The organism is Escherichia sp. HH26CH, from assembly GCF_009820205.1.
GTDB classification, from domain to species: domain Bacteria; phylum Pseudomonadota; class Gammaproteobacteria; order Enterobacterales; family Enterobacteriaceae; genus Escherichia; species Escherichia coli_F.
The window spans coordinates 21,950-47,828 of sequence record NZ_VNXM01000065.1 but is presented as its reverse complement, the minus strand read 5'-3'; the positions used below and the strand labels follow the sequence as shown (position 1 = coordinate 47,828).

23 protein-coding genes are annotated in these 25,879 nt (G+C 49.6%); 17 read left to right on the top strand and 6 right to left on the bottom strand.

Features of this window, described 5'->3' with window-relative positions; all coding sequences use genetic code 11:
- The first annotated feature begins 6 nt into the window (after nucleotides 1–6).
- Both FQ015_RS21035 and FQ015_RS21030 read left to right on the top strand, forming a co-directional pair.
- A complete protein-coding gene (locus tag FQ015_RS21035) occupies nucleotides 7–1,764 on the top strand; it encodes a bifunctional alpha/beta hydrolase/class I SAM-dependent methyltransferase (RefSeq protein WP_039020847.1) in 1,758 nt (585 codons plus the stop codon).
- Entirely contained in the window at nucleotides 1,754–3,070 is a 1,317-nt protein-coding gene (locus FQ015_RS21030; protein ID WP_160524460.1) for a phosphatase PAP2/dual specificity phosphatase family protein, read from the top strand. The genes FQ015_RS21035 and FQ015_RS21030 overlap by 11 nt, the downstream gene beginning before the upstream one ends.
- Nucleotides 3,071–3,123: 53 nt before the next feature.
- On the opposite strand, the gene azoR is transcribed toward FQ015_RS21030, so the two are convergent.
- Nucleotides 3,124–3,729 carry an FMN-dependent NADH-azoreductase gene (gene azoR, locus FQ015_RS21025; protein ID WP_000048948.1) on the bottom strand — a complete coding sequence of 202 codons (606 nt, stop codon included), beginning with the start codon at nucleotides 3,727–3,729 and terminating at the stop codon, nucleotides 3,124–3,126.
- A gap of 200 nt (nucleotides 3,730–3,929) precedes the next feature.
- Between azoR and hrpA the strand changes: the two genes are divergently transcribed.
- The 3 genes from hrpA to aldA all read left to right on the top strand — a co-directional run bounded on the left by hrpA (nucleotide 3,930) and on the right by aldA (nucleotide 10,540).
- Complete coding sequence (gene hrpA, locus FQ015_RS21020) at nucleotides 3,930–7,832, top strand: ATP-dependent RNA helicase HrpA (protein WP_160524459.1); 3,903 nt, start codon at nucleotides 3,930–3,932, stop codon at nucleotides 7,830–7,832.
- A gap of 271 nt (nucleotides 7,833–8,103) precedes the next feature.
- Nucleotides 8,104–8,904 (top strand): DUF218 domain-containing protein YdcF, encoded by an 801-nt coding sequence (gene ydcF, locus FQ015_RS21015; protein WP_160524458.1) that lies wholly within the window; start codon nucleotides 8,104–8,106, stop codon nucleotides 8,902–8,904.
- 196 nt (nucleotides 8,905–9,100) lie between these two features.
- Nucleotides 9,101–10,540: an aldehyde dehydrogenase gene (gene aldA / locus FQ015_RS21010; protein ID WP_039020852.1), complete on the top strand. Its 1,440-nt coding sequence runs from the start codon at nucleotides 9,101–9,103 to the stop codon at nucleotides 10,538–10,540.
- Between the two features lie 41 nt (nucleotides 10,541–10,581).
- Here aldA and gap read toward each other — a convergent pair whose 3' ends face one another.
- Complete coding sequence (gene gap, locus FQ015_RS21005; protein WP_105278868.1) at nucleotides 10,582–11,583, bottom strand: type I glyceraldehyde-3-phosphate dehydrogenase; 1,002 nt, start codon at nucleotides 11,581–11,583, stop codon at nucleotides 10,582–10,584.
- Between the two features lie 188 nt (nucleotides 11,584–11,771).
- Between gap and cybB the strand changes: the two genes are divergently transcribed.
- The 3 genes from cybB (at nucleotide 11,772) to yncP (ending at nucleotide 12,813) form a co-directional block, all read left to right on the top strand.
- The gene (cybB, locus tag FQ015_RS21000) at nucleotides 11,772–12,302 is read left to right on the top strand and encodes a cytochrome b561 (RefSeq protein WP_039020854.1); all 531 of its coding nucleotides are present in this window, start codon (nucleotides 11,772–11,774) and stop codon (nucleotides 12,300–12,302) included.
- Between the two features lie 243 nt (nucleotides 12,303–12,545).
- Nucleotides 12,546–12,719, top strand: coding sequence for a periplasmic protein (locus FQ015_RS20995; protein ID WP_000731833.1), 174 nt, complete (start codon nucleotides 12,546–12,548; stop codon nucleotides 12,717–12,719).
- Nucleotides 12,720–12,744: 25 nt separating this feature from the next.
- Nucleotides 12,745–12,813, top strand: a complete 69-nt coding sequence (gene yncP, locus FQ015_RS24410; RefSeq protein ID WP_212591405.1) for a hypothetical protein — start codon at nucleotides 12,745–12,747, stop codon at nucleotides 12,811–12,813.
- On the opposite strand, the gene hokB is transcribed toward yncP, so the two are convergent.
- Nucleotides 12,791–12,940, bottom strand: coding sequence for a type I toxin-antitoxin system toxin HokB (gene hokB, locus FQ015_RS20990; protein ID WP_001309484.1), 150 nt, complete (start codon nucleotides 12,938–12,940; stop codon nucleotides 12,791–12,793). The two genes, yncP and hokB, sit on opposite strands and share 23 nt — an antisense overlap.
- 389 nt (nucleotides 12,941–13,329) lie before the next feature.
- Between hokB and trg the strand changes: the two genes are divergently transcribed.
- The gene (gene trg / locus FQ015_RS20985; RefSeq protein ID WP_039020855.1) at nucleotides 13,330–14,970 is read left to right on the top strand and encodes a methyl-accepting chemotaxis protein Trg; all 1,641 of its coding nucleotides are present in this window, start codon (nucleotides 13,330–13,332) and stop codon (nucleotides 14,968–14,970) included.
- 36 nt (nucleotides 14,971–15,006) lie between these two features.
- On the opposite strand, the gene FQ015_RS20980 is transcribed toward trg, so the two are convergent.
- Nucleotides 15,007–15,930, bottom strand: coding sequence for a LysR substrate-binding domain-containing protein (locus FQ015_RS20980; RefSeq protein WP_000414564.1), 924 nt, complete (start codon nucleotides 15,928–15,930; stop codon nucleotides 15,007–15,009).
- 216 nt (nucleotides 15,931–16,146) lie between these two features.
- Here FQ015_RS20980 and hglS point away from each other — a divergent pair, with 216 nt between their 5' ends.
- The 4 genes from hglS (at nucleotide 16,147) to rimL (ending at nucleotide 20,336) form a co-directional block, all read left to right on the top strand.
- Entirely contained in the window at nucleotides 16,147–17,490 is a 1,344-nt protein-coding gene (hglS, locus tag FQ015_RS20975; protein WP_160524457.1) for a 2-oxoadipate dioxygenase/decarboxylase HglS, read from the top strand.
- Between the two features lie 224 nt (nucleotides 17,491–17,714).
- On the top strand, nucleotides 17,715–19,370 hold the full coding sequence (gene opgD, locus FQ015_RS20970; protein WP_000375956.1) for a glucan biosynthesis protein OpgD: 1,656 nt from the start codon (nucleotides 17,715–17,717) through the stop codon (nucleotides 19,368–19,370).
- A gap of 139 nt (nucleotides 19,371–19,509) precedes the next feature.
- Nucleotides 19,510–19,734, top strand: a complete 225-nt coding sequence (locus FQ015_RS20965) for a YdcH family protein (protein ID WP_001296778.1) — start codon at nucleotides 19,510–19,512, stop codon at nucleotides 19,732–19,734.
- A gap of 62 nt (nucleotides 19,735–19,796) precedes the next feature.
- Complete coding sequence (gene rimL, locus FQ015_RS20960) at nucleotides 19,797–20,336, top strand: 50S ribosomal protein L7/L12-serine acetyltransferase (protein WP_160524456.1); 540 nt, start codon at nucleotides 19,797–19,799, stop codon at nucleotides 20,334–20,336.
- Here rimL and ydcK read toward each other — a convergent pair.
- Nucleotides 20,328–21,308, bottom strand: coding sequence for a YdcK family protein (ydcK, locus tag FQ015_RS20955; protein WP_160524455.1), 981 nt, complete (start codon nucleotides 21,306–21,308; stop codon nucleotides 20,328–20,330). The two genes, rimL and ydcK, sit on opposite strands and share 9 nt — an antisense overlap.
- A gap of 123 nt (nucleotides 21,309–21,431) precedes the next feature.
- Between ydcK and tehA the strand changes: the two genes are divergently transcribed.
- From tehA to FQ015_RS20940, 3 genes are all read left to right on the top strand, one after another.
- Complete coding sequence (gene tehA / locus FQ015_RS20950) at nucleotides 21,432–22,424, top strand: dicarboxylate transporter/tellurite-resistance protein TehA (protein WP_001376850.1); 993 nt, start codon at nucleotides 21,432–21,434, stop codon at nucleotides 22,422–22,424.
- Nucleotides 22,421–23,014 carry a tellurite resistance methyltransferase TehB gene (gene tehB, locus FQ015_RS20945; RefSeq protein ID WP_039020859.1) on the top strand — a complete coding sequence of 198 codons (594 nt, stop codon included), beginning with the start codon at nucleotides 22,421–22,423 and terminating at the stop codon, nucleotides 23,012–23,014. Before tehA ends, tehB begins: the two co-directional genes overlap by 4 nt.
- A gap of 301 nt (nucleotides 23,015–23,315) precedes the next feature.
- The gene (locus tag FQ015_RS20940; protein WP_001261032.1) at nucleotides 23,316–23,984 is read left to right on the top strand and encodes a DUF3313 domain-containing protein; all 669 of its coding nucleotides are present in this window, start codon (nucleotides 23,316–23,318) and stop codon (nucleotides 23,982–23,984) included.
- Nucleotides 23,985–24,018: 34 nt separating this feature from the next.
- Here FQ015_RS20940 and ydcO read toward each other — a convergent pair whose 3' ends face one another.
- Nucleotides 24,019–25,230 (bottom strand): BenE family transporter YdcO, encoded by a 1,212-nt coding sequence (gene ydcO / locus FQ015_RS20935; protein WP_072039601.1) that lies wholly within the window; start codon nucleotides 25,228–25,230, stop codon nucleotides 24,019–24,021.
- 52 nt (nucleotides 25,231–25,282) lie between these two features.
- Between ydcO and sutR the strand changes: the two genes are divergently transcribed.
- Nucleotides 25,283–25,819, top strand: coding sequence for a DNA-binding transcriptional regulator SutR (sutR, locus tag FQ015_RS20930; RefSeq protein WP_096984131.1), 537 nt, complete (start codon nucleotides 25,283–25,285; stop codon nucleotides 25,817–25,819).
- The last annotated feature ends 60 nt before the right edge of the window (nucleotides 25,820–25,879 follow it).

Below are 25,879 nucleotides of genomic sequence, written 5' to 3'. Positions count from 1 at the left end.
GAGAAAATGGAAAATTCACGCATCCCTGGGGAACATTTTTTTACCACCAGTGATAATACAGCGTTGTTTTATCGGCACTGGCCCGCTTTACAGCCAGGGGTGAAAAAGGTCATCGTCTTATTTCATCGCGGTCATGAACATTCTGGTCGTCTACAACATATCGTTGATGAACTGGCGATGCCAGATACTGCTTTTTATGCATGGGATGCCCGAGGGCATGGACAAACTTCGGGGCCGCGTGGTTATAGCCCATCTCTTATGCGCTCTGTGCAGGATGTCGATGAATTTGTCCGTTTTGCTGCCAGCGACAGCCAGGTTGGACTGGAAGAGGTGGTTGTGATCGCGCAAAGTGTCGGCGCAGTGCTGGTTGCCACATGGGTTCATGATTATGCGCCTGCAATTCGCGGGCTGGTGCTGGCTTCTCCTGCCTTTAAGGTTAAATTGTATGTGCCGCTGGCACGTCCTGCGCTGGCGTTATGGCATCGTCTGCGTGGTCTGTTTTTTATTAATTCCTATGTGAAAGGATGCTATTTGACCCACGATTGGGAACGGGTAGCGAGTTTCAATAATGATCCGCTGATCACACGGGCGATTGCCGTCAATATCTTGCTCGATCTCTATAAAACGTCTGAACGTATTGTTAGCGATGCGGCGGCGATTACGCTCCCCACGCAACTATTGATATCGGGCGATGACTATGTGGTACATCGCCAACCGCAGATTGATTTTTATCAGAGATTACGTAGCCCTCTGAAAGAGCTGCATCTGCTGCCGGGCTTTTATCACGACACGTTGGGTGAAGAGAACAGGGCGCAGGCATTTGAAAAAATGCAAAGTTTTATCAGCCGTTTATATGCTAACAAGTCGCAAAAATTTGATTATCAGCATGAAGACCGCACAGGACCATCTGCGGATCGATGGCGGCTCCTTTCTGGTGGACCCGTGCAATTATCGCCAGTTGATTTGGCGTATCGCTTTATGCGAAAGGCGATGAAACTGTTCGGGGCGCAATCTGCGGGCCTGCATCTCGGAATGAGCACCGGCTTTGATTCAGGCAGTTCGCTGGATTATGTTTATCAAAATCAACCGCAAGGCAGTAACGCATTCGGGCGTTTTATCGACAAAATCTACCTGAACAGTGTTGGCTGGCGCGGTATTCGCCAGCGCAAAGCCCATTTACAAATGCTGATTAAACAAGCCGTTGCCGATCTCCACGCCAAAGGTTTAGCCGTCCGCGTGGTTGACATTGCCGCAGGGCATGGGCGCTATGTACTGGATGCGCTGGCAAACGAGCCTGCCGTAAGCGATATTTTGTTACGTGATTACAGTGAGTTAAATGTTGCACAGGGGCAAGAGATGATTGCCCAAAAGGGAATGTCTGGGCGGGCGCGTTTTGAACAGGGCGATGCGTTTAATACGGCAGAACTCAGCGCGTTAACTCCGCGGCCTACGTTGGCGATTGTCTCTGGCCTGTATGAGCTTTTTCCCGAAAACGAGCAGGTAAAAAACTCCCTCGCTGGTCTTGCCAATGCCATCGAACCGGGTGGCATTCTTATCTACACCGGGCAGCCGTGGCACCCACAACTGGAGCTGATTGCCGGGGTGTTAACCAGTCATAAAGATGGTAAACCGTGGGTAATGCGCGTGCGTTCGCAAGGGGAGATGGATTCGCTCGTGCGTAATGCAGGATTTGATAAATGCACACAACGGATTGATGAGTGGGGTATTTTTACGGTTTCGATGGCGGTGCGTCGTGATAACTGAACGCCGGAGCGTATTGCTACAAGGAGCTGGCTGGTTATTGGTGCTGGCCCCGTTTTTCTTCTTCACATATGGATTTCTTAATCAGTTCACCGCGTTTCAGGATCTTAACAATCATGATATCCCCAGTCAGGTATTCGGTTGGGAAACGGCGATCCCTTTTCTTCCCTGGACTATTGTTCCTTACTGGAGTCTGGATCTTTTATATGGATTTTCGCTGTTCGTTTGTCGCTCGACATTCGAACAGCGCCGACTGGTCCACCGGCTTATTCTGGCAACGGTAATGGCCTGTTGCGGTTTTTTGCTCTATCCGCTGAAGTTTAGTTTTATCCGCCCTGAAGTGAGTGGGGTGACGGGATGGCTATTTTCGCAACTTGAACTGTTTGATCTGCCTTATAACCAGTCCCCTTCGCTGCATATTATTCTCTGCTGGCTACTTTGGCGTCACTTTCGTCAGCATCTGGCTGTGAGGTGGCGTAAAGTCTGTGGCGGATGGTTTTTACTCATCGCCATTTCGACGCTGACGACCTGGCAGCATCATTTTATTGATGTCATCACAGGGCTGGCAGTAGGTATGTTGATTGACTGGATGGTGCCCGTCGACCGTCGCTGGAATTATCAGACACCTGATCAACGTCGAATCAAAATAGCACTGCCATATGTCGTAGGCGCGTGTTCGTGCATAGTATTGATGACGCTAATGATGATGAATCAGTTACGGTGGTCAGTCTGGTTATGTTGGCCAGTATTATCGCTACTCATTATTGGCCGTGGGTACGGTGGGCTTGGCGCGATAACAACAGGGAAAGATAGTCAGGGGAAACTCCCGCCTGCCGTTTACTGGCTGACGTTGCCCTGGCGCATCGGTATGTGGATATCGATGCACTGGTTTTGTCGTCGGCTGGAGCCGGTGAGCGAAATTACTGCGGGTGTTTATTTAGGGACGTTTCCACGACATATTCCGGCACAGAATGCAGTTCTGGACGTCACCTTTGAATTCCCTCGCGGACGCGCGACAAAAGATCGACTCTATTTTTGTGTACCGATGTTGGATCTGGTGGTTCCGGAAGAGGGGGAGCTCCGACAGGCCGTGGCGATGCTGGAAACATTACGCAAAGAGCAAGGCAGCATTCTGGTCCATTGCGCGTTGGGATTATCGCGCAGTGCGCTGGTGGTGGCCGCATGGCTGTTATGTTACGGACACTGTAAAACCGTTGATGAAGCGATTAACTATATTCGCGTCAGACGCCCGCAGATTGTGCTGACAGACGAGCACAAAGCGATGCTGAGATTGTGGGAAAACAGGTAAGTGGATTGAGATGTGGACTGAATATCTACAGTCCACATCAAAATAGTGTCCGGTTATGCAGCAACAATACTGTCGATGGCTGCTTTCGCGTCAGACTGCGCTTTCGCTGCCATTTCCGGGCCGTACGCGATCCCTTCGGCGAAGACAAATTTCACATCGGTAATGCCGATAAAGCCCAGGAATGTGGACAGATACGGCGTTACCAGATCCGTTGGGCCATCTTTATGGATCCCACCGCGGCTGGTAATCACGATGGCTTTTTTACCCGTTACCAGACCTTCCGGACCGTTCTCGGTATAGCGGAAAGTAACGCCTGCACGTGCCACCAGGTCAAAATAGTTTTTCAACTGAGTTGAGATGTTGAAGTTATACATCGGTGCCGCAATAACGATAACGTCGTGGGCTTTCAGCTCGGCAATCAGCTCATCGGAAAGCGCCAGAGCTTCCTGCTGACGCGGAGTCAGCGGCGCATCGCTCGGACGCAGTGCACCAACCAGTTCGCCATCCAGTACCGGAATCGGATTTGCAGCCAGGTCACGCACGGTGATTTCATCAGCGGAGTGCTTTTCGCGCCATTGTTCAACAAAATAATCGGACAACTGATTAGACTGAGAGTACCCTGCCAGGATGCTGGATTTAAGAACTAATACCTTGCTCATGGTGTTTCCTTATAGATGTTTGAATGGGCGATGCCCCGTTGCTTGTTGACACTTTATTCACAATCCTGCCACAGAGATAGCGCAATAAATCGAAGCCTATGTTCGAATTTATTGAACAACGCATAGAAAGCCGCGATGTGGTACTCTATATCTATCATTTAAAAGAAAATTAATCAGGCAGCCTACTGCCCACTAACGTTATGACAGAACAACAAAAATTGACCTTTACGGCCTTGCAGCAACGGTTGGATTCGCTGATGCTGCGTGACAGACTGCGTTTTTCCCGCCGTCTGCACGGCGTGAAGAAGGTTAAAAATCCTGATGCACAACAGGCCATTTTCCAGGAGATGGCGAAAGAGATTGACCAGGCGGCAGGGAAAGTCCTGCTGCGTGAAGCAGTACGACCGGAAATCACTTATCCAGACAATTTGCCGGTTAGTCAGAAAAAGCAGGACATTCTCGAAGCAATCCGTGATCACCAGGTGGTGATCGTCGCCGGGGAAACGGGTTCCGGTAAAACGACTCAGCTACCGAAAATCTGTATGGAGCTGGGCCGCGGGATTAAAGGGCTGATCGGCCATACCCAGCCGCGTCGTCTGGCGGCACGAACGGTGGCGAACCGTATTGCGGAAGAGCTGAAAACGGAGCCGGGCGGTTGCATCGGGTATAAAGTGCGTTTCAGCGATCACGTAAGTGATAACACGATGGTCAAGCTGATGACCGACGGTATCCTGCTGGCGGAGATCCAGCAAGACCGCCTGCTGATGCAGTACGACACCATCATTATTGACGAAGCGCACGAACGCAGCCTGAATATCGATTTTCTGCTCGGCTATTTGAAAGAGTTGCTGCCGCAGCGTCCTGACCTAAAAATCATTATCACTTCCGCGACTATCGACCCGGAACGCTTTTCGCGCCACTTTAATAATGCGCCGATTATCGAAGTCTCCGGTCGGACCTATCCGGTGGAGGTGCGCTATCGCCCGATTGTTGAAGAAGCTGATGACACCGAGCGCGACCAGTTGCAGGCGATTTTCGATGCCGTAGATGAACTGAGCCAGGAAAGCCCTGGCGACATTCTGATTTTTATGAGCGGCGAGCGAGAAATTCGCGATACCGCCGATGCGCTGAACAAGCTGAACTTACGCCATACGGAAATTCTTCCGCTTTATGCACGGCTTTCGAACAGCGAGCAGAACCGCGTCTTCCAGTCGCACAGCGGACGGCGCATTGTGCTGGCGACTAACGTCGCTGAAACGTCGCTGACCGTGCCGGGGATTAAATACGTTATCGACCCAGGTACGGCGCGTATCAGCCGCTACAGCTATCGCACCAAAGTGCAGCGTTTGCCGATTGAGCCCATTTCGCAGGCTTCAGCTAATCAGCGTAAAGGCCGCTGTGGTCGTGTGTCAGAAGGGATCTGCATTCGTCTTTATTCCGAAGACGATTTCCTCTCGCGCCCGGAGTTTACCGATCCGGAGATTCTGCGTACCAACCTGGCCTCGGTTATTTTGCAGATGACCGCGCTGGGGCTGGGCGATATCGCCGCGTTCCCGTTTGTCGAAGCGCCGGATAAACGCAATATCCAGGATGGCGTGCGTCTGCTCGAAGAGCTGGGCGCGATCACCACTGATGAACAGGCCAGCGCCTATAAACTGACGCCGCTCGGTCGCCAGCTCTCGCAACTGCCTGTCGACCCACGTCTGGCGCGAATGGTGCTGGAAGCGCAGAAACATGGCTGCGTGCGTGAGGCGATGATTATCACGTCCGCGCTCTCTATTCAGGACCCGCGTGAGCGGCCAATGGACAAGCAGCAGGCATCGGACGAAAAACATCGTCGCTTCCACGATAAAGAATCCGACTTCCTGGCGTTTGTAAATCTGTGGAATTATCTCGGCGAGCAGCAAAAGGCGCTCTCTTCAAACGCCTTCCGTCGCCTGTGCCGTACCGATTACCTTAACTATCTGCGCGTGCGCGAATGGCAGGATATCTACACCCAGTTGCGCCAGGTGGTGAAAGAACTTGGCATTCCGGTTAACAGCGAACCGGCGGAGTATCGCGAAATTCACATCGCCTTACTGACAGGTTTGCTTTCGCATATCGGCATGAAAGATGCCGATAAACAGGAATATACCGGCGCACGTAACGCGCGTTTCTCCATCTTCCCCGGTTCTGGTTTATTCAAGAAGCCGCCGAAATGGGCAATGGTGGCGGAACTGGTAGAAACCAGCCGCCTGTGGGGGCGCATTGCGGCACGTATCGATCCGGAATGGGTAGAGCCAGTTGCCCAGCATTTGATTAAACGCTCCTACAGCGAACCGCACTGGGAACGGGCGCAGGGCGCGGTGATGGCAACGGAAAAAGTCACCGTTTACGGGTTGCCGATTGTTGCTGCGCGTAAGGTCAACTACAGCCAGATTGATCCTGCGTTGTGCCGTGAACTTTTTATTCGCCACGCGCTGGTGGAAGGTGACTGGCAGACGCGTCACGCATTCTTCCGTGAAAACCTGAAACTACGGGCAGAAGTGGAAGAACTGGAACACAAATCACGTCGCCGCGATATTCTGGTGGATGACGAAACGTTGTTTGAGTTCTACGACCAGCGCATCAGCCATGATGTGATCTCTGCACGTCACTTTGATAGTTGGTGGAAAAAAGTCAGCCGCGAAATACCTGATTTGCTCAACTTTGAAAAGAGCATGTTGATCAAAGAAGGGGCGGAAAAAATCAGCAAGCTGGATTACCCGAACTTTTGGCATCAGGGTAATCTCAAGCTGCGTTTAAGCTATCAGTTTGAGCCGGGGGCGGATGCTGACGGTGTGACCGTGCATATTCCGCTGCCGTTACTTAACCAGGTTGAGGAAAGCGGGTTTGAGTGGCAGATCCCCGGCCTGCGCCGTGAACTGGTGATTGCTCTAATCAAATCGTTGCCGAAACCGGTACGGCGTAATTTTGTGCCCGCGCCAAACTACGCCGAAGCGTTTTTAGGTCGCGTCACGCCGCTGGAACTGCCGTTGCTCGACAGCCTTGAGCGCGAGCTACGGCGGATGACCGGCGTTACCGTTGACCGCGAAGACTGGCACTGGGATCAGGTGCCCGATCACCTGAAAATCACCTTCCGTGTGGTGGATGACAAAAATAAGAAGCTAAAAGAAGGGCGCTCATTACAGGATCTGAAAGACGCCCTGAAAGGCAAAGTGCAGGAAACGCTTTCCGCCGTTGCCGATGATGGTATTGAGCAAAGCGGGTTACATATCTGGAGCTTCGGTAATTTACCGGATCACTACGAGCAGAAACGTGGCAACTACAAAGTGAAGGCCTGGCCTGCGCTGGTGGATGAGCGTGACAGCGTAGCGATTAAGCTTTTTGATAACCCGCAGGAACAACAGCAGGCTATGTGGCGTGGTTTGCGTCGCTTGCTGCTGCTGAACATTCCGTCGCCAATTAAATATCTGCATGAGAAACTGCCGAACAAAGCAAAGCTGGGTCTCTACTTTAACCCGTACGGTAAAGTGCTGGATCTCATTGACGACTGCATCTCCTGCGGTGTTGATAAATTGATTGATGAGGCGGGCGGCCCGGTCTGGACGGAAGAAGGCTTTGCTGCGCTTCATGAAAAAGTGCGCGCTGAACTGAACGACACGGTGGTGGATATTGCGAAGCAGGTAGAGCAAATCCTTACGGCGGTGTTCAATATCAACAAACGCCTGAAAGGGCGGGTGGATATGACCATGGCGCTGGGGCTTTCTGACATTAAAGCGCAGATGGGCGGGCTGGTGTATCGCGGTTTTGTCACTGGCAACGGTTTTAAACGGCTGGGCGACACGCTGCGTTATTTACAGGCGATTGAAAAACGTCTGGAAAAACTGGCGGTTGATCCACATCGCGACCGCGCCCAGATGCTGAAAGTTGAAAACGTCCAGCAGGCGTGGCAGCAATGGATCAACAAACTGCCGCCCGCACGTCGTGAGGATGAAGACGTGAAAGAGATACGCTGGATGATAGAGGAGTTGCGCGTCAGCTATTTTGCCCAACAACTCGGTACACCTTATCCGATTTCAGATAAGCGTATTCTACAGGCGATGGAGCAGATTAGCGGTTAACGCTGCTATTTGCCTGATAAATCTAAAACCCGGTAAGCATTTAGCGCCGGGTTTTTTATTAATTCTAAAACGGTAAGGGCAAAAATTCAGGAATTCAGAAAAATACAATTCTCAGCTGCAAGATGAATAATGTTTATCTACAGCATTTCCTTAAAAGATATGTCAGGCTTGCGGAGTGGCGGTTAAGTAAATACGACTTCCTCCTTTCAGAGGTCTCCGCTTCTCATTATTATCTCACGCAGTATTCTTAAGGGAACGATAAGGAGGAACCATGAACATTACCCCGTTTCCCAAACTTTCGACTGCAACCATAGATGCCATAAATGTTATCGGTCAGTGGCTGGCGCAGGATGATTTCTCCGGTGAGGTGCCGTATCAGGCCGATTGCGTGATCCTTGCAGGCAATGCGGTTATACCGACTATCGATGCGGCATGTAAGATTGCCCGCGATCAGCAAATTCCTCTACTGATTAGTGGTGGTATCGGTCACTCGACAACTTTTTTGTATAGCGCCATCGCACAGCATCCGCACTACAACACTATCCGCACCACTGGCAGAGCAGAAGCTACCATCCTGGCGGATATCGCTCATCAGTTCTGGCACATTCCGCATGAAAAAATCTGGATTGAAGACCAGTCAACAAACTGCGGTGAAAACGCACGCTTTAGCATTGCTCTACTGAATCAGGCCGTAGAAAGAGTTCATACGGCTATCGTTGTTCAGGACCCCACCATGCAGCGGCGCACAATGGCGACGTTCCGTCGTATTACCGGTGACAATCCAGACGCACCTCGTTGGTTAAGTTATCCCGGATTCGTTCCTCAGTTGGGAAATAACGAAGACAGTGTAATCTTTATTAACCAGTTAGAAGGATTATGGCCGGTTGAGCGTTATCTATCACTGCTTACCGGTGAGATGCCACGTTTACACGATGATAGTGATGGCTATGGTCCCCGTGGGCGAGATTTTATCGTTCACGTTGATTTTCCTGCAGAAGTCACCCAGGCATGGCAAAGGCTGAAACACGATGCTGTGCTTATCGAGGCGATGGAAAGTCGCTCGTTACGTTAAAAATTGCCCGTTTGTTAACCATTTGTTTGCAAACGGGCATGACTCCTGACGTTTATTTCTGCCTTTTATTCCTTTTACACTTGTTTTTATGAAGCCCTTCACAGAATTGTCCTTTCACGATGCCGTCTCTATGATGATTGATGTTAATTAACAATGCATTTACCAAAAACAAACATATAAATCACAGGAGTCTCCCATGTCAGTACCCGTTCAACATCCTATGTATATCGATGGACAGTTTGTTACCTGGCGTGGAGACGCATGGATTGATGTGGTTAACCCCGCAACAGAGGCGGTCATTTCCCGCATTCCCGATGGTCAGGCTGAAGATGCCCGTAAGGCAATCGATGCAGCAGAACGTGCACAACCAGAATGGGAAGCGTTGCCTGCCATTGAACGCGCCAGTTGGTTGCGCAAAATCTCCGCCGGGATCCGCGAACGCGCCGGTGAAATCAGTGCGCTGATTGTTGAAGAAGGGGGCAAGATTCAGCAGCTGTCTGAAGTCGAAGTGGCTTTTACTGCGGACTATATCGATTACATGGCGGAGTGGGCACGGCGTTATGAAGGCGAGATTATTCAAAGCGATCGTCCAGGAGAAAATATTCTTCTGTTTAAACGTGCACTTGGCGTGACTACCGGCATTCTGCCGTGGAACTTCCCGTTCTTCCTCATTGCCCGCAAAATGGCTCCCGCTCTTTTGACCGGTAATACCATCGTCATTAAACCCAGTGAATTTACGCCAAACAATGCGATTGCTTTTGCCAAAATTGTCGATGAAATAGGCCTTCCACGCGGTGTGTTTAACCTTGTGCTGGGGCGTGGTGAAACTGTTGGGCAAGAACTGGCGGGTAACCCAAAGGTCGCAATGGTCAGTATGACAGGCAGCGTCTCTGCAGGTGAAAAGATCATGGCGACTGCAGCAAAAAATATCACAAAAGTGTGTCTGGAATTGGGTGGTAAAGCACCAGCTATCGTAATGGACGATGCCGATCTTGAACTGGCAGTCAAAGCCATCGTTGATTCACGCGTCATTAATAGTGGGCAAGTGTGTAACTGTGCAGAACGTGTTTATGTACAGAAAGGCATTTATGATCAGTTCGTCAATCGGCTGGGTGAAGCGATGCAGGCGGTTCAATTTGGTAATCCCGCTGAACGCAACGACATTGCGATGGGGCCGTTGATTAACGCCGCGGCGCTGGAAAGGGTCGAGCAAAAAGTGGCGCGCGCAGTCGAAGAGGGGGCGAGAGTGGCGTTGGGGGGCAAGGCAGTAGAGGGGAAAGGATATTATTATCCGCCGACATTGCTACTGGATGTTCGTCAGGAAATGTCGATTATGCACGAGGAAACCTTTGGCCCGGTGCTGCCAGTGGTCGCATTTGACACGCTGGAAGAGGCTATCGCAATGGCTAATGACAGTGATTACGGCCTGACCTCATCACTCTATACCCAAAATCTGAACGTCGCGATGAAAGCCATTAAAGGGCTGAAGTTTGGTGAAACTTACATCAACCGTGAAAACTTTGAAGCTATGCAAGGCTTCCACGCCGGATGGCGTAAATCCGGTATTGGCGGAGCAGATGGTAAACATGGCTTACATGAATATTTGCAAACCCAGGTGGTTTATTTACAGTCGTAATGAGAGAAAGAGGCGGAGGTATTTTCCTCCGCCTGTGCGCGTCAGAGTTTAGCGAATTTTTCGAGGGTGCGAATAAGCTGTGTGACGAAGCCATATTCGTTATCGTACCAGGCGACCGTTTTCACCAGTTGTAAATCGCCCACGGCGGTAATTTCCGTTTGCGTGGCATCAAACACCGAACCGAAATGGCTGCCAATGATATCGGAAGAAACTATTTCTTCATCGGTATAACCAAATGACTCGTTATTATTTGTCGCCTTTTTAAGCGCGCTGTTCACCTCTTCGGCAGTCACTTTTTTTCCGAGAATGGAAACCAGCTCAGTGACCGAACCTGTTTTCACGGGTACGCGTTGCGCATGACCTTTCAGTTTGCCGCTCAGTTCTGGGATCACCAGACCAATGGCTTTTGCCGCGCCTGTAGTGTGGGGAATGATATTTTCTGCCGCTGCACGTGAAGCTCGTAGATCTTTACCTCGCGGGCCATCCACCAGTGACTGGGTGCCAGTATAGGCATGAATGGTCGTCATCGTGCCGACTTCTATTCCGAAACTGTCGTGCAAGGCTTTGGCCATCGGTGCAAGACAGTTAGTGGTGCATGACGCCACGGAAACAATGGTGTCGTTGCCATCCAGTGTGTCGTCATTGACGTTATAAACGATGGTTTTCATTTCACCGGCAGGGGCGGAAATCAACACCTTCTTCGCACCAGCATCAAGGTGCGCCTGCGATTTCTCGGCGGAGGTATAAAAGCCAGTACATTCGACAATGATTTCTGCGCCTTTCGCTTTCCATGGAATATTTTTAGCCTCTTTTTCGGCGTAAACCGCGATACTTTTTCCATCAACGATAAGTGAATCTTCCGTAAAATCAACGCTCCAGGGGAACGGTCCGTAGTTTGAATCATGTTTCAGCAGGTAGGCGAGAATTTTTGGGGAAGTGAGATCATTAATAGCGACAATGTCTATGTTACTTTTGACTTCAAGTAATCGACGCAACACCAGTCGACCGATACGACCAAAACCGTTAATACCAACTTTACTCATGGTCTTCTCCTGTCAGGAACGTTCGGATGAAAATTGATCCTTTCCAGGCTTAGACCAGGATGGCGGGATGGGCAATCTACATTCTTGCCGTGGAACGTAACGTACTGAAAACGGGTGAACAATATTTAATGAAATTTTAAGAAAAGCTCGTTATGTTAACGGCAAATTGTTTTAAAGCAGGAAATGTTATGGAAAATAAATACTCAAGGTTACAAATCAGCATTCACTGGCTGGTCTTTTTGTTGGTTATCGCAGCGTATTGCGCAATGGAGTTTCGTGGTTTCTTCCCACGTAGCGATCGGCCGCTCATCAACATGATTCATGTTTCCTGTGGCATCTCAATTCTCGTGCTGATGGTTGTTCGTCTTTTGTTAAGGCTTAAAAACCCGACTCCGCCGATTGTACCTAAACCAAAACCGATGATGACGGGACTGGCACATTTGGGACATTTGGTGATCTATCTCCTGTTTATTGCGCTGCCAGTGATTGGTTTGGTCATGATGTATAACCGGGGCAACCCGTGGTTTGCGTTTGGTATGACAATGCCTTACGCAGCAGAGGCCAATTTCGAACGGGTTGATAGCTTAAAGTGGTGGCATGAGACGCTGGCGAATCTGGGATATTTTGTCATCGGGTTGCACGCTGCAGCTGCACTGGCACACCACTATTTCTGGAAGGACAACACACTTCTACGCATGATGCCGCGTAAACGTTCCTGAAGGATCTTTAAAGAAAACGCCTGTACTAAAACCGACCCGCGGTACAGGCGAAGAGTACGGGCCTACATCGGAAGCGCCTATTATATTTATTTGTATGACAAATAAAACCATAATCCTTGTCCATACGTCCATCTGGCTTATCTTTAATCAATTCACCCGATCTTTGATCTCATCACGGTATCAAAATAAACCAGCGTATAATGTTCAAATCGAACATAAGATTCGATAAATCATGGAGGTTATATGAAAAAACTGGCACTTATCTTGTTTATGGGAACGCTTGTTTCCTTTTATGCCGATGCCGGGCGCAAACCCTGTTCTGGTTCGAAAGGGGGGATCTCTCACTGTACAGCAGGCGGCAAATTTGTCTGTAATGATGGTTCTATTAGTGCATCGAAAAAAACATGCACTAACTGAAGTATAAAAGGGGTGCCATGAGAAAATGAATCTGCTAGTCAGATGCGCGGGGAAAATCCCCGCGCTTGCCCTTACCTGGACGTGCAGGCCATGAGCGCAGCAACCTCCTTATCACCGTCCCGGAACCGCAGTTCGTAGAGCGTTTGTCGGGTCAGGAGTGTGAATGTCAGAATCGTAATGCAGATAATGAGCAGACACACCACCAGAGGGTTGCGCTTCATAGCCTTTCTCCTTGCCGGATGGCGGGTAAGAGGCTAACATCTGAATTGCTTGGTTCATTCGTTGGCCTCGGTTGATAGAAATATCGGTCGGGGCCTTCGTCTTTCTGATTCCCGGTTAGCCTGAAAACAGAAAGTCTCAGGCACCCGCAGGCATCCTATGTGGTTTCCTTAGGGACGAAAATAATCACTTGACGAAATTGCGTGCTGTTTTCCAGAATTTTTCGTCATTCGGTTTAGCCGTTCGTTACTCTCTTCATTCCAATGGCATTATTCTTCTCTGCCATAATTGTTGTAAAAATGTGACGCAAAGAGGTTTTTGGTCATAAGTAATTACCGTCAAGTGCCGATGACTTTCTATCAGGAGTAAACCTGGACGAGAGACAACGGTAATGAATACAACTCCCTCACAGCGATTAAGTTTTTTGCATCACATCAGGCTGGTTCCGTTATTTGCCTGCATTCTTGGCGGTATCTTACTTCTGTTTGCCTTGAGTTCAGCCCTGGCTGGCTATTTCCTCTGGCAGGCCGATCGCGATCAGCGTGATGTGACTGCGGAGATTGAGATTCGGACCGGGTTAGCGAACAGCTCAGATTTTTTGCGTTCGGCCCGGATCAATATGATTCAGGCCGGGGCGGCGAGTCGTATTGCGGAAATGGAAGCAATGAAGCGAAATATTGCGCAAGCCGAATCGGAGATTAAACAGTCGCAGCAAGGTTATCGGGCTTACCAGAGTCGGCCGGTGAAAACACCTGCTGATGAAGCTCTCGACGCTGAATTAAATCAACGTTTCCAGGCTTATATCACGGGTATGCAACCTATGTTGAAATATGCCAAAAATGGCATGTTTGAAGCGATTATCAATCATGAAAGTGAGCAGATCCGACCGCTGGATAATGCTTATACCGATATTTTGAACAAAGCCGTTAAGATACGTAGCACCAGAGCCAACCAACTGGCGGAACAGGCCCATCAGCGTACCCGCCTGGGTGTGATGTTTATGATTGGCGCGTTTGTGCTTGCCGTGGTCATGACGCTGATAACATTTATGGTGCTACGTCGGATCGTCATTCGTCCACTGCAACATGCCGCACAACGGATTGAAAAAATTGCCAGTGGCGATCTGACGATGAATGATGAACCGGCGGGTCGTAATGAAATCGGTCGCTTAAGTCATCATTTACAGCAAATGCAGCATTCACTGGGGATGACAGTCGGGACTGTTCGACAGGGCGCGGAAGAGATTTATCGTGGCACCAGCGAAATTTCCGCTGGCAATGCGGACCTTTCATCTCGCACCGAAGAACAAGCGGCGGCAATCGAACAAACTGCCGCTAGCATGGAGCAACTCACTGCGACGGTGAAACAGAATGCGGATAACGCGCATCATGCCAGCAAACTGGCGCAAGAGGCTTCCATTAAAGCCAGCGATGGCGGGGAGACGGTTTCCGGTGTAGTTAGAACGATGGGAGCAATCTCCACGAGTTCAAAGAAAATTTCCGAGATCACCGCCGTCATCAACAGCATTGCTTTCCAGACAAATATTCTAGCGCTGAATGCTGCCGTTGAAGCCGCGCGAGCGGGTGAGCAAGGACGTGGATTTGCCGTTGTCGCCAGCGAAGTACGGACACTCGCAAGTCGCAGCGCCCAGGCGGCGAAAGAGATTGAAGGCTTGATCAGTGAATCAGTCAGGTTAATTGATCTGGGGTCGGTTGAAGTGGCAACGGCAGGGAAAACCATGAGCACGATTGTTGATGCCGTCGCGAGTGTCACACATATCATGCAGGAGATTGCCGCCGCCTCGGATGAACAAAGTAGAGGCATAACGCAGGTGAGCCAGGCGATTTCCGAAATGGATAAGGTGACGCAACAGAATGCTTCTCTGGTAGAAGAGGCTTCTGCGGCGGCGCTATCCCTTGAAGAACAGGCTGCACGATTAACTGAGGCGGTAGACGTTTTCCGCCTGAACAAACATTCTGTGTTGGCAGAACCACGCGGAGCTGGTGAGTCTGTTAGTTTCGCAACAGCGTGAAAATATCAAAGAAGGGATCGAAAGATCCCTTACTTTTCAGAACGGCATTGATTTTCGAATAGCGTTAATCATCAATTGGCAACCGGAAGAGAACGTCGCATCTACGCGGGTCAATATTCCGATCGGTTCGCCTGCACCATGCCCCGGAACAGGCAGGGCCACCAGCGTGGCATGACGCAGGTCGTCTTTTACAGCGCCAGATGGAACAAACCACACGTAGTCGTATTCAACCGTAAGCTGGCGAGATAGCGAAGCAGACAGCGTTTCGATACAGCCCGAAGGAATTTTACAGCCCTGGCTCTGCACTAATGCATCTGAATGCTGGCGTGGTGCAGTACCTTCTGGTGATACAACGACCGGCCATTCCAGCACCCGACTTAGCGTTACGTTCTCTTGAAGCAGTGGGTGATTGGGACGAACGACCAACTTCAGCGATTCAAGAAACAGCAATTCATAATTAAGCCCGGTCATCAGTTCGGGATCTGACATTCGACCAATCCCGATATCGATTTCGCCGGTCTTCAAACCCGCCAGAATCATAGGGTTACTCATTGTCGCAACTTGCAAGGTCGTCTCTTTTTGTTGCTGATGAAACTGACCTATAACTGAAGGTAATATCCCCAGCGCCGCGGTAGGTAATGCACCTACCCTGACGACATCATTGTTAAGACCTTCTTTACGATGAAGCGACTGTCCGGCAGTGTTAATAGCGTCAAGAACTCTGACTGCATGAGTTAAAAATTGTTCGCCGGGTAAGGTAAGTTGCGCCCCCTGACGACCACGCTCAAACAAGCGAGCACCTGTCAATTGCTCTAGTTCATTCAATGTCTTGGAGAGCGCAGGTTGACTCAAATTAAGGGTTTCAGCTGCGCGCCCCAAAGTTCCTTGTTGTGCAACAGCTACGAATGTATGAAGGTGGCGCAAACGGATGCGCTGACTAAACAGACTATTTTTTTCCATAAGCGATGTTAAAAACGAAGCGGTGTCGCTGACAAGTGAAGTTGTTTGATTATGATAACTTGATTGCAAAATATTATTAACAATTAAAGCAATTGCGTTACAGGAAAATGGATAATATTGATGTTTTCGCGGCGAGATCACAGTTTGTAAATTCTTCCCGCCAGAGTGAATGTGGTTACCTACACTCCAGATTACTGACCAATGGAGGCAGACATTATGGCGAACAGCATCACGGCGGATGAGATTCGGGAACAGTTTTCGCAGGCAATGTCAGCCATGTACCAGCAAGAAGTTCCGCAGTACGGCACGCTGCTGGAACTGGTAGCTGATGTGAATCTGGCTGTGCTGGAAAACAATCCTCAACTGCACGAAAAAATGGTAAATGCAGACGAGCTGGCGCGACTGAATGTTGAACGTCATGGGGCAATTCGCGTTGGGACTGCACAAGAGCTTGCTACTCTTCGGCGGATGTTTGCCATTATGGGGATGTACCCGGTGAGCTATTACGATCTCTCGCAGGCGGGCGTGCCGGTACATTCCACGGCATTTCGGCCCATTGATGATGCTTCTCTGGCGCGTAATCCCTTCCGCATTTTTACCTCATTACTCCGCCTTGAGCTTATCGAGAACGAAATCTTGCGTCAGAAAGCGGCGGAGATTCTATGTCAGCGCGATATCTTTACCCCACGTTGTCGACAACTGTTAGAGGAGTATGAGCAGCGGGGCGGTTTTAACGAAACACAGGCACAGGAGTTTGTGCAGGAAGCCCTGGAAACGTTTCGCTGGCACCAGTCAGCAACGGTGGATGAAGTAACCTATCGCGCCTTGCATAACGAACATCGGCTGATTGCTGATGTGGTCTGTTTTCCTGGATGCCATATCAACCACCTGACGCCACGCACGCTGGATATTGACCGGGTGCAGTCGATGATGCCTGAATGCGGAATTGAACCCAAAATTCTGATCGAAGGGCCACCGCGCCGCGAGGTACCGATTTTACTACGCCAGACCAGCTTTAAAGCACTGGAAGAGACGGTGTTGTTTGCGGGGCAGAAACAGGGCACGCATACCGCGCGCTTTGGTGAAATAGAGCAGCGTGGCGTGGCATTAACGCCGAAAGGACGACAACTGTATGATGATTTACTGCGGAACGCTGGAACCGGGCAGGATAATCTCACTCACCAAATGCATTTACAGGAAACCTTCCGCACTTTTCCTGACAGTGAGTTTTTAATGCGTCAGCAAGGGTTGGCATGGTTCCGGTACCGTCTGACGCCTTCAGGTGAGGCGCATCGTCAGGCGATTCATCCCGGAGACGATCCACAGCCCTTAATTGAACGTGGTTGGATAGTGGCGCAACCCATTACCTATGAAGATTTCTTGCCCGTTAGCGCGGCGGGGATCTTCCAGTCAAATCTGGGTAATGAAACGCAGGCACGCAGTCACGGTAATGCCAGTCGCGAAGCATTTGAGCAGGCGTTGGGCTGCCCGGTTTTGGATGAGTTCCAGCTTTATCAGGAAGCGGAAGAACGCAGTAAACGTCGCTGTGGTTTGCTTTAAATTCTGACCATCCGCCTTTGCAAAAATTTGCCTGATTTTACAAACGAATCAGGCTCATCCCATCGACATAAAAAAATTGCCGATTAATGCATATTCTCTGAGTTCAACAATTGGATTATTAATAAATATTGTCTAGAGTGAGCGGTCATAAATAAGCACTTTCTTGCCGCTGAAAACGACCAGCGCGGGACCATTCACAACACCAGAAGGACTCACTTTCAGGTATGGATCGTAGACGATTTATTAAAGGTTCAATGGCTATGGCCGCCGTGTGCGGTACCAGCGGCATTGCTTCTCTTTTTTCTCAGGCGGCATTCGCGGCAGATTCTGATATTGCCGACGGGCAAACCCAGCGTTTTGACTTCTCCATTCTACAGTCAATGGCGCACGACTTAGCGCAAACCGCGTGGCGTGGTGCGCCGCGTCCGTTACCTGACACTCTGGCGACAATGACGCCGCAGGCTTATAACAGTATTCAATACGACGCCGAAAAATCGCTCTGGCATAACGTTGAGAACCGTCAACTGGACGCTCAGTTCTTCCATATGGGAATGGGATTCCGTCGCCGCGTTCGTATGTTTTCTGTTGATCCCGCAACACATCTGGCGCGTGAAATTCACTTTCGCCCGGAGTTGTTCAAATACAACGATGCGGGTGTTGATACCAAACAATTAGAAGGGCAAAGCGATCTCGGTTTTGCCGGTTTTCGCGTGTTTAAAGCCCCCGAACTGGCGCGCCGTGATGTCGTATCATTCCTCGGTGCGAGTTATTTCCGCGCGGTTGATGATACATATCAATACGGTTTGTCGGCTCGCGGCCTGGCGATCGACACTTACACCGACAGTAAAGAAGAGTTCCCCGACTTTACCGCCTTCTGGTTTGATACGGTAAAACCGGGGGCAACCACCTTTACCGTTTATGCGTTGCTCGATAGCGCCAGCATTACTGGTGCCTATAAGTTCACTATCCATTGTGAGAAAAGTCAGGTGATTATGGATGTGGAAAATCACCTGTATGCGCGCAAAGACATTAAACAGCTGGGCATTGCGCCGATGACCAGCATGTTCAGCTGCGGCACTAATGAACGTCGGATGTGCGACACCATTCATCCGCAAATCCATGACTCTGATCGTCTGTCCATGTGGCGGGGCAACGGCGAGTGGATTTGCCGTCCGCTGAATAATCCGCAAAAATTGCAGTTCAATGCTTACACCGACAACAACCCGAAAGGGTTTGGTTTATTGCAACTGGATCGTGATTTCTCTCATTATCAGGACATTATGGGCTGGTATAACAAACGCCCAAGTCTGTGGGTGGAACCGCGTAACAAGTGGGGTAAGGGCACCATCGGCCTGATGGAAATCCCAACAACGGGCGAAACGCTGGATAACATTGTCTGCTTCTGGCAGCCAGAAAAAGCTGTAAAAGCGGGTGATGAGTTTGCATTCCAGTATCGTCTGTACTGGAGTGCGCAACCGCCTGTTCATTGCCCATTAGCGCGCGTTATGGCAACGCGTACCGGCATGGGCGGTTTCCCGGAAGGTTGGGCGCCTGGTGAACACTATCCCGAAAAATGGGCGCGTCGTTTTGCCGTCGATTTCGTTGGTGGTGATCTGAAAGCTGCCGCACCAAAAGGCATTGAGCCGGTGATTACGCTTTCTAGTGGGGAAGCGAAGCAAATCGAAATTCTCTATATTGAACCCATTGATGGTTATCGTATTCAGTTTGACTGGTATCCGACTTCGGACTCCACTGATCCGGTCGATATGCGGATGTATCTGCGTTGTCAGGGGGACGCTATCAGTGAAACATGGCTGTATCAGTATTTCCCGCCAGCGCCGGATAAACGTCAGTATGTTGACGACCGCGTGATGAGTTAATCGTTTTTTCTTCGGCACCTTCTTCGGGAGGTGCCGTCTGGTTAAACACGATCCCGCTCGCATTTTTCCCTAAGTTAAATGAGTAATCTGATAGTGTGTATTTCAGATACACCTTGTCAGCCACTAACAGGGAGTGCGTATGTTTCCAGAATACCGAGATTTAATATCCCGTCTGAAAAACGAAAATCCTCGCTTTATGTCCTTGTTCGATAAACACAATAAACTTGATCATGAAATTGCCAGAAAGGAAGGTTCCGACGGTCGAGGATACAATGCGGAAGTGGTCCGCATGAAAAAACAAAAGCTACAGTTAAAAGATGAGATGCTCAAAATCCTGCAGCAGGAGAGCGTCAAAGAGGTGTAAACTTTCCTAAGCCGCCAGCCAGGCGGCTTTTTTAACAACTGCATGGATTGACTGGAGATAAGATGGCTGAAACGATAAAAGTAAGTGAATCACTTGAATTACATGCTGTTGCAGAAAGTCATGTCACACCTCTTTATCAGTTAATCTGTAAAAATAGAACCTGGTTACAGCAGTCGCTAAACTGGCCGCAGTTTGTTCAAAGTGAAGAGGACACGCGAAAAACGGTGCAGGGCAATGTAATGTTGCATCAACGCGGCTATGCCAAAATGTTCATGATTTTCAAAGAAGATCAACTTATCGGCGTTATCTCGTTTAATCGTATTGAACCACTGAATAAAACCGCTGAAATCGGCTACTGGCTGGACGAATCTCATCAGGGGCAGGGGATCATTTCTCAGGCGCTGCAGGCATTGATTCATCATTACGCTCAGTCTGGTGAACTTAGACGCTTCGTGATCAAATGTCGGGTGGATAATGCGCAAAGCAACCAGGTCGCTTTGCGCAATGGTTTTATCCTTGAAGGTTGCCTGAAACAGGCTGAGTTCCTGAATGATGCCTATGATGATGTGAACTTATACGCGCGTATTATCGATTCACAATAACCCTGCCAGCGGCGTTCGCGCAATGCGCTCTTCGCCGTTAATGACTTTTGGACCACGGACATGAACCGTGTCGCCATCAAAGGCTTCAACGACGGCGTGGTCGGTCAACTCCACATGGTTTTCAATTATCACCGCACCTGTAATACGGCTCTCACCTTGTATTACAACGTGTTCGTCGAGCAGAATCGGTCCGCCACGTACCACTGCCTTTCCGCCAATCAAGACATGATGTTTTAACACACAATCACCTTCCACAATGGCATATTCCGCTACCTGCGAACTGTAATGAATTGTCGGAATGGCATCTTCTTCTATGCCAGCTTTCACCTGCGCGTGACCGTAGACTTTAGCGCAATCGCATAGCCAGACGTTGTTCTCTTCATTACCTTCAATACTGGCAAAATCAAAAACTTCGGCGCGATGTTCAATAAAAGCATACCGGACGACGGCATCGCCATAAATTTGTGCCTGGTGGACAATACGCGAGGCGCTAACCTTTGCGCGATCATAAATTTGTAGCAGGAGTTGATGGTCGGAGGTTAAGCCTTGCGCGGCGACGATCATAGAATGTTGATCAATTAAGGCGTGACCAAATATTCTACATTGACCGCAAACTAATGAGTCACGAATGGTGACACTGTCACTTATATATGCATCCTGACTGACTTCACTATTATCGATCCAGACGTTATCCGTTGCGTAAACCTCTCCCCAAAGGACGCTGGTGCCGGTGATACGCGTATTACCGGAAATCACCGTTCCGCCGAACGCAATAGCATTCTGGTCGTAAATCCAGCAATTTCCTTCCTGTGCTAACACCGTTTCGCGATCGATCCAGCCGCCAGCGGTTCCTGCTATCACATCGTTAAAATCGCTCATGGCGATAATTTGCCGTAATAACACACTTTTTTTAGTGCCATCATCCTGATAACTAAAGGCTCGCTGTTCTTCACTTAGACGATATTTGCGCATAGCGTTTTCCCACAGGTGACTTACTATAACCGTAGCAAATTCTGCGGCTCTGGCTATGCTCGAGAAAATTCCATAAAATGTATTTCAAATATACTTTATAAATTAAACAAAATGAGTAAGAAGATGCAGAGCGATAAAGTGCTCAATTTGCCGGCAGGCTACTTTGGTATTGTGTTGGGGACGATAGGGATGGGATTTGCCTGGCGCTATGCCAGCCAGGTTTGGCAGGTCAGCCACTGGTTAGGGGATGGGCTGGTAATTCTGGCGATGATCATCTGGGGATTATTGACTAGCGCATTTATTACCCGACTCATACGCTTTCCGCATAGCGTGCTGGCGGAAGTGCGCCATCCAGTGATGAGCAGTTTTGTGAGTTTGTTTCCTGCAACGACGATGCTGGTAGCGATTGGTTTTGTTCCGTGGTTTCGCCCACTGGCTGTGTGCCTGTTCAGTTTTGGTGTCGTGGTTCAGTTGGCTTATGCCGCCTGGCAAACTGCGGGATTATGGCGCGGATCACACCCTGAAGAAGCTACCACGCCTGGACTGTATCTGCCGACAGTTGCCAACAACTTTATCAGCGCAATGGCCTGTGGTGCGTTGGGCTACACCGACGCCGGTCTGGTGTTTTTAGGCGCAGGCGTTTTCTCATGGTTAAGCCTGGAACCGGTGATCTTGCAGCGTCTGCGCAGTTCGGGAGAATTACCCACGGCGCTGCGGACATCACTCGGCATTCAGCTCGCTCCTGCGCTGGTGGCCTGTAGTGCCTGGCTGAGCGTCAACGGCGGCGAGGGTGACACGCTGGCGAAAATGCTTTTCGGTTATGGGCTGCTGCAACTGCTGTTTATGCTACGTCTGATGCCATGGTATCTCTCCCAGCCATTTAATGCTTCATTCTGGAGTTTCTCGTTCGGCGTTTCCGCACTGGCAACCACCGGTTTGCATCTGGGGAGTGGCAGCGATAATGGATTTTTCCATACCCTGGCGGTGCCGCTGTTTATCTTTACCAATTTTATAATTGCAATACTGCTCATCCGAACTTTCGCGCTTCTGATGCAGGGGAAATTGTTAATCAGAACCGAGCGCGCCGTTTTAATGAAAGCTGAGGACAAAGAATGATCATTCGTGACGAAAACTATTTTACTGATAAGTATGAATTAACCCGCACACACTCTGAAGTACTGGAAGCGGTGAAAGTGGTTAAACCCGGTAAAACGCTGGATCTGGGCTGTGGCAATGGTCGTAACAGTCTTTACCTGGCAGCCAATGGTTATGAAGTTGACGCATGGGATAAAAATGCCATGAGTATCGCCAACGTCGAGCGCATTAAATCCATTGAAAATCTGGATAATTTACATACCCGGGTCGTTGATCTGAATAACCTCACGTTTGATGGGCAATACGATTTTATTCTTTCGACTGTGGTGCTGATGTTCCTTGAGGCTAAAACCATCCCTGGGCTGATTGCCAATATGCAACGTTGCACTAAACCTGGCGGTTACAACCTGATTGTGGCGGCGATGGATACCGCTGATTATCCATGTACCGTCGGCTTCCCGTTTGCCTTCAAAGAGGGAGAATTACGTCGATATTACGAAGGCTGGGAGATGGTGAAATACAATGAAGACGTCGGCGAGCTGCACCGCACCGACGCCAACGGTGATCGGATTAAACTGCGTTTCGCCACGATGCTGGCACGTAAAAAATGACCCGGTAGAACAAGGCGCGTGAAAATGCCCCGCGTTGAGATGGTTAACCGTTGTTCTTTTCGGTAAGCATATTTTTAATCAAAAGGATGTGAAATTAATCACGGTAGTCGAAGTTTTTCATCAGCTTAACGCACTGATATTTAACTACTGATGATTGACTTAGCCCCTTTTTCGGCATTGACTATGTCGTCTGAAAAGGGGCTGAAAAATTTATTTTCACCAACACTTTTTTTGCCACAACACGAAGCGGCGCTTTTTGCTATAACTTAGAAAGTAATATAATCATCTCAGGAAACTATTCATGCGTACCACATCAATTGCGAAAGTTGCAGCTTTATGCGGCTTGTTGGCTCTGTCTGGTTGTGCCTCTAAAATCACCCAGCCAGATAAATATTCTGGTTTTTTAAACAATTACTCTGATTTAAAAGAAACAACCTCAGCAACAGGTAAACCTGTTTTACGTTGGGTAGACCCGAGTTTTGATCAAAGTAAATATGACAGCATCGTCTGGAACCCAATCACTTATTATCCGGTACCGAAACCATCTACCCAGGTAGGGCAGAAAGTTCTGGATAAAATTTTGAGTTATACCAACACCGAAATGAAAGAAGCGATTGCGCAGCGTAAACCACTGGTTACCACCGCTGGGCCGCGTAGTCTGATTTTCCGTGGGGCCATTACCGGTGTAGATACCAGCAAAGAAGGGCTGCAATTCTATGAAGTGGTTCCTGTCGCATTAGTGGTCGCGGGGACGCAAATGGCGACGGGCCACCGTACCATGGATACTCGCCTGTATTTTGAAGGTGAGCTGATTGATGCAGCTACTAATAAACCGGTTATCAAAGTCGTTCGTCAGGGCGAAGGTAAAGACCTGAATAATGAAAGTACGCCAATGGCTTTCGAGAATATTAAGCAAGTTATTGATGACATGGCGACCGATGCCACTATGTTTGACGTTAACAAAAAGTAATTCCAGCCGCGCCATCGTAAGATGGCGCTTTTTATTATCGGTTTCTGTCAGCGATTAAATTCAACACCACGTAACAAACGCCTCCGGCAATTAATCCCCAGAACGCAGAACCAATCCCGACCAGCGTCAATCCACTTGCCGTTACCAGAAATGCCACCACCGCCGCGTCTCGCTCACGCTCATTATGCAGCGCCTGATACAAACTGCCGCCAATGGTACTTAACAGCGCCAGACCTGCCAGCATCTGGATCCAACTTACGGGCAGGGCAGCCATCATCCCGGTAATAGCACTACCAAAAAGACCTGCGAGCAAATAAAAAATGCCTGCAACGGCAGCTGCCAGCCAACGTTGATCTTTATCCGGATGCGCTTCCGGGCTTTGACAAATAGCTGCGGTGATTGCAGCAATACCGACGGAATAAACCCCGAAAGGGGAAAATACCAGCGCCAGCAATCCAGTAAATACAATCAACGGCGAAACAGGAGCCGAATACCCGGCCGCTTTCATTGCCGCAATACCCGGTGCGTTTTGCGATGCCATCGTCACCAGAAAAAGGGGGAGCGCAACGCTCAGACTGTGAGCAAACGAAAATTCAGGGGCAATATAAGCGGGGAGAACGGGTTTAAAGACAACATCATTTGTGACAATGTCACCTTGCGCGATAACGATCACGATCCCAATAATCATCGCGGCAATTACCGCATAGCGCGGCGCAACGGCCCTTGTTGCCAGCCATACCAGCAACATACTGCCACATAACGTAAACTGACCATCCAGACTTGCAAACGCCTGTAAACCAAAGCGTAACAAAATTCCGGCCAGCATCGCCGCTGCCAGCGAGTGCGGAATAATACGCATCAGACGGGCGAATAATCCCGTCATACCACAGAGGACTATTAACGCGTTGGTGACAATAAAAACACCGATGGCTTGGTTAAGTGTCAGTCCCTGCAATCCGGTAACCAGCAAAGCTGCGCCCGGCGTTGACCATGCAGTGAGAACAGGCACACGGTACCACAATGTCAGAGCCAGCGTACTGACGCCCATTGCCAATCCCAGCGCCGTCATCCAGCCAGAGATTTGTGCAGTGGTGGCTCCGGCGACAATCGCTGCTTGCCAGATTATTGCCGCTGAACTGGCGTAGCCAATTAATACCGCCAGAAACCCCGCCAGTAGCGTGGGTGGAGGAATAGAAAACAGACGCATGGTCACCTCGTGCGTTATAGCGTACAGGTACCGTAGCATTTGTCCGTTATAACGCACAAGTGATAAACTTCCGCTTTGCCGGAGGAGTCACATGGAAAATCTCACTCGCTTTTTATCCACCACACTTAAACAACTACGTCAGCAGCGCGGCTGGAGTCTTTCGCGACTGGCAGAAGCGACGGGGGTTTCTAAAGCGATGTTAGGGCAGATTGAGCGTAATGAGTCCAGCCCGACGGTCGCGACATTATGGAAAATTGCCACCGGGTTGAATGTGCCATTTTCGACATTTATTTCTCCGCCGCAGTCCGCTACGCCTTCAGTTTATGATCCGCAACAGCAGGCGATGGTGATCACTTCGCTGTTTCCTTATGATCCACAACTCTGCTTTGAACACTTCTCCATTCAGATGGCACCTGGTGCAATAAGTGAATCGACGCCCCATGAGAAGGGAGTAATCGAACATGTTGTCGTCATTGATGGGCAACTTGATCTGTGCGTTGATGGTGAATGGCAGAGCCTTAATTGTGGAAAAGGCGCTCGATTTGCTGCAGACGTTACGCATGTCTATCGTAATGGTGGGGAGCAAATCGTACATTTTCATTCCCTCATCCATTACCCACGCAGTTAAGCGGGAAAACTATTTCGCAACGTCGCGCTTGTGGCTAAAATAGCCGCCATTTTTCAGCTA

Bases quoted from the DNA above. Each gene is read 5' to 3' on its own strand.
- FQ015_RS20980 (WP_000414564.1), bottom strand. From the start codon at position 15,930: ATGGAAAAAAATAGTCTGTTTAGTCAGCGCATCCGTTTGCGCCACCTT.
- gap (WP_105278868.1), bottom strand. From the start codon at position 11,583: ATGAGTAAAGTTGGTATTAACGGTTTTGGTCGTATCGGTCGACTGGTG.
- ydcO (WP_072039601.1), bottom strand. From the start codon at position 25,230: ATGCTACGGTACCTGTACGCTATAACGCACGAGGTGACCATGCGTCTG.
- FQ015_RS21035 (WP_039020847.1), top strand. From the start codon at position 7: ATGGAAAATTCACGCATCCCTGGGGAACATTTTTTTACCACCAGTGAT.
- sutR (WP_096984131.1), top strand. From the start codon at position 25,283: ATGGAAAATCTCACTCGCTTTTTATCCACCACACTTAAACAACTACGT.
- azoR (WP_000048948.1), bottom strand. From the start codon at position 3,729: ATGAGCAAGGTATTAGTTCTTAAATCCAGCATCCTGGCAGGGTACTCT.
- cybB (WP_039020854.1), top strand. From the start codon at position 11,772: ATGGAAAATAAATACTCAAGGTTACAAATCAGCATTCACTGGCTGGTC.
- aldA (WP_039020852.1), top strand. From the start codon at position 9,101: ATGTCAGTACCCGTTCAACATCCTATGTATATCGATGGACAGTTTGTT.
- tehA (WP_001376850.1), top strand. From the start codon at position 21,432: ATGCAGAGCGATAAAGTGCTCAATTTGCCGGCAGGCTACTTTGGTATT.
- hglS (WP_160524457.1), top strand. From the start codon at position 16,147: ATGGCGAACAGCATCACGGCGGATGAGATTCGGGAACAGTTTTCGCAG.
- tehB (WP_039020859.1), top strand. From the start codon at position 22,421: ATGATCATTCGTGACGAAAACTATTTTACTGATAAGTATGAATTAACC.
- ydcF (WP_160524458.1), top strand. From the start codon at position 8,104: ATGAACATTACCCCGTTTCCCAAACTTTCGACTGCAACCATAGATGCC.
- FQ015_RS20940 (WP_001261032.1), top strand. From the start codon at position 23,316: ATGCGTACCACATCAATTGCGAAAGTTGCAGCTTTATGCGGCTTGTTG.
- hrpA (WP_160524459.1), top strand. From the start codon at position 3,930: ATGACAGAACAACAAAAATTGACCTTTACGGCCTTGCAGCAACGGTTG.
- FQ015_RS20995 (WP_000731833.1), top strand. From the start codon at position 12,546: ATGAAAAAACTGGCACTTATCTTGTTTATGGGAACGCTTGTTTCCTTT.
- opgD (WP_000375956.1), top strand. From the start codon at position 17,715: ATGGATCGTAGACGATTTATTAAAGGTTCAATGGCTATGGCCGCCGTG.
- rimL (WP_160524456.1), top strand. From the start codon at position 19,797: ATGGCTGAAACGATAAAAGTAAGTGAATCACTTGAATTACATGCTGTT.
- trg (WP_039020855.1), top strand. From the start codon at position 13,330: ATGAATACAACTCCCTCACAGCGATTAAGTTTTTTGCATCACATCAGG.
- hokB (WP_001309484.1), bottom strand. From the start codon at position 12,940: ATGAAGCGCAACCCTCTGGTGGTGTGTCTGCTCATTATCTGCATTACG.
- FQ015_RS20965 (WP_001296778.1), top strand. From the start codon at position 19,510: ATGTTTCCAGAATACCGAGATTTAATATCCCGTCTGAAAAACGAAAAT.
- ydcK (WP_160524455.1), bottom strand. From the start codon at position 21,308: ATGCGCAAATATCGTCTAAGTGAAGAACAGCGAGCCTTTAGTTATCAG.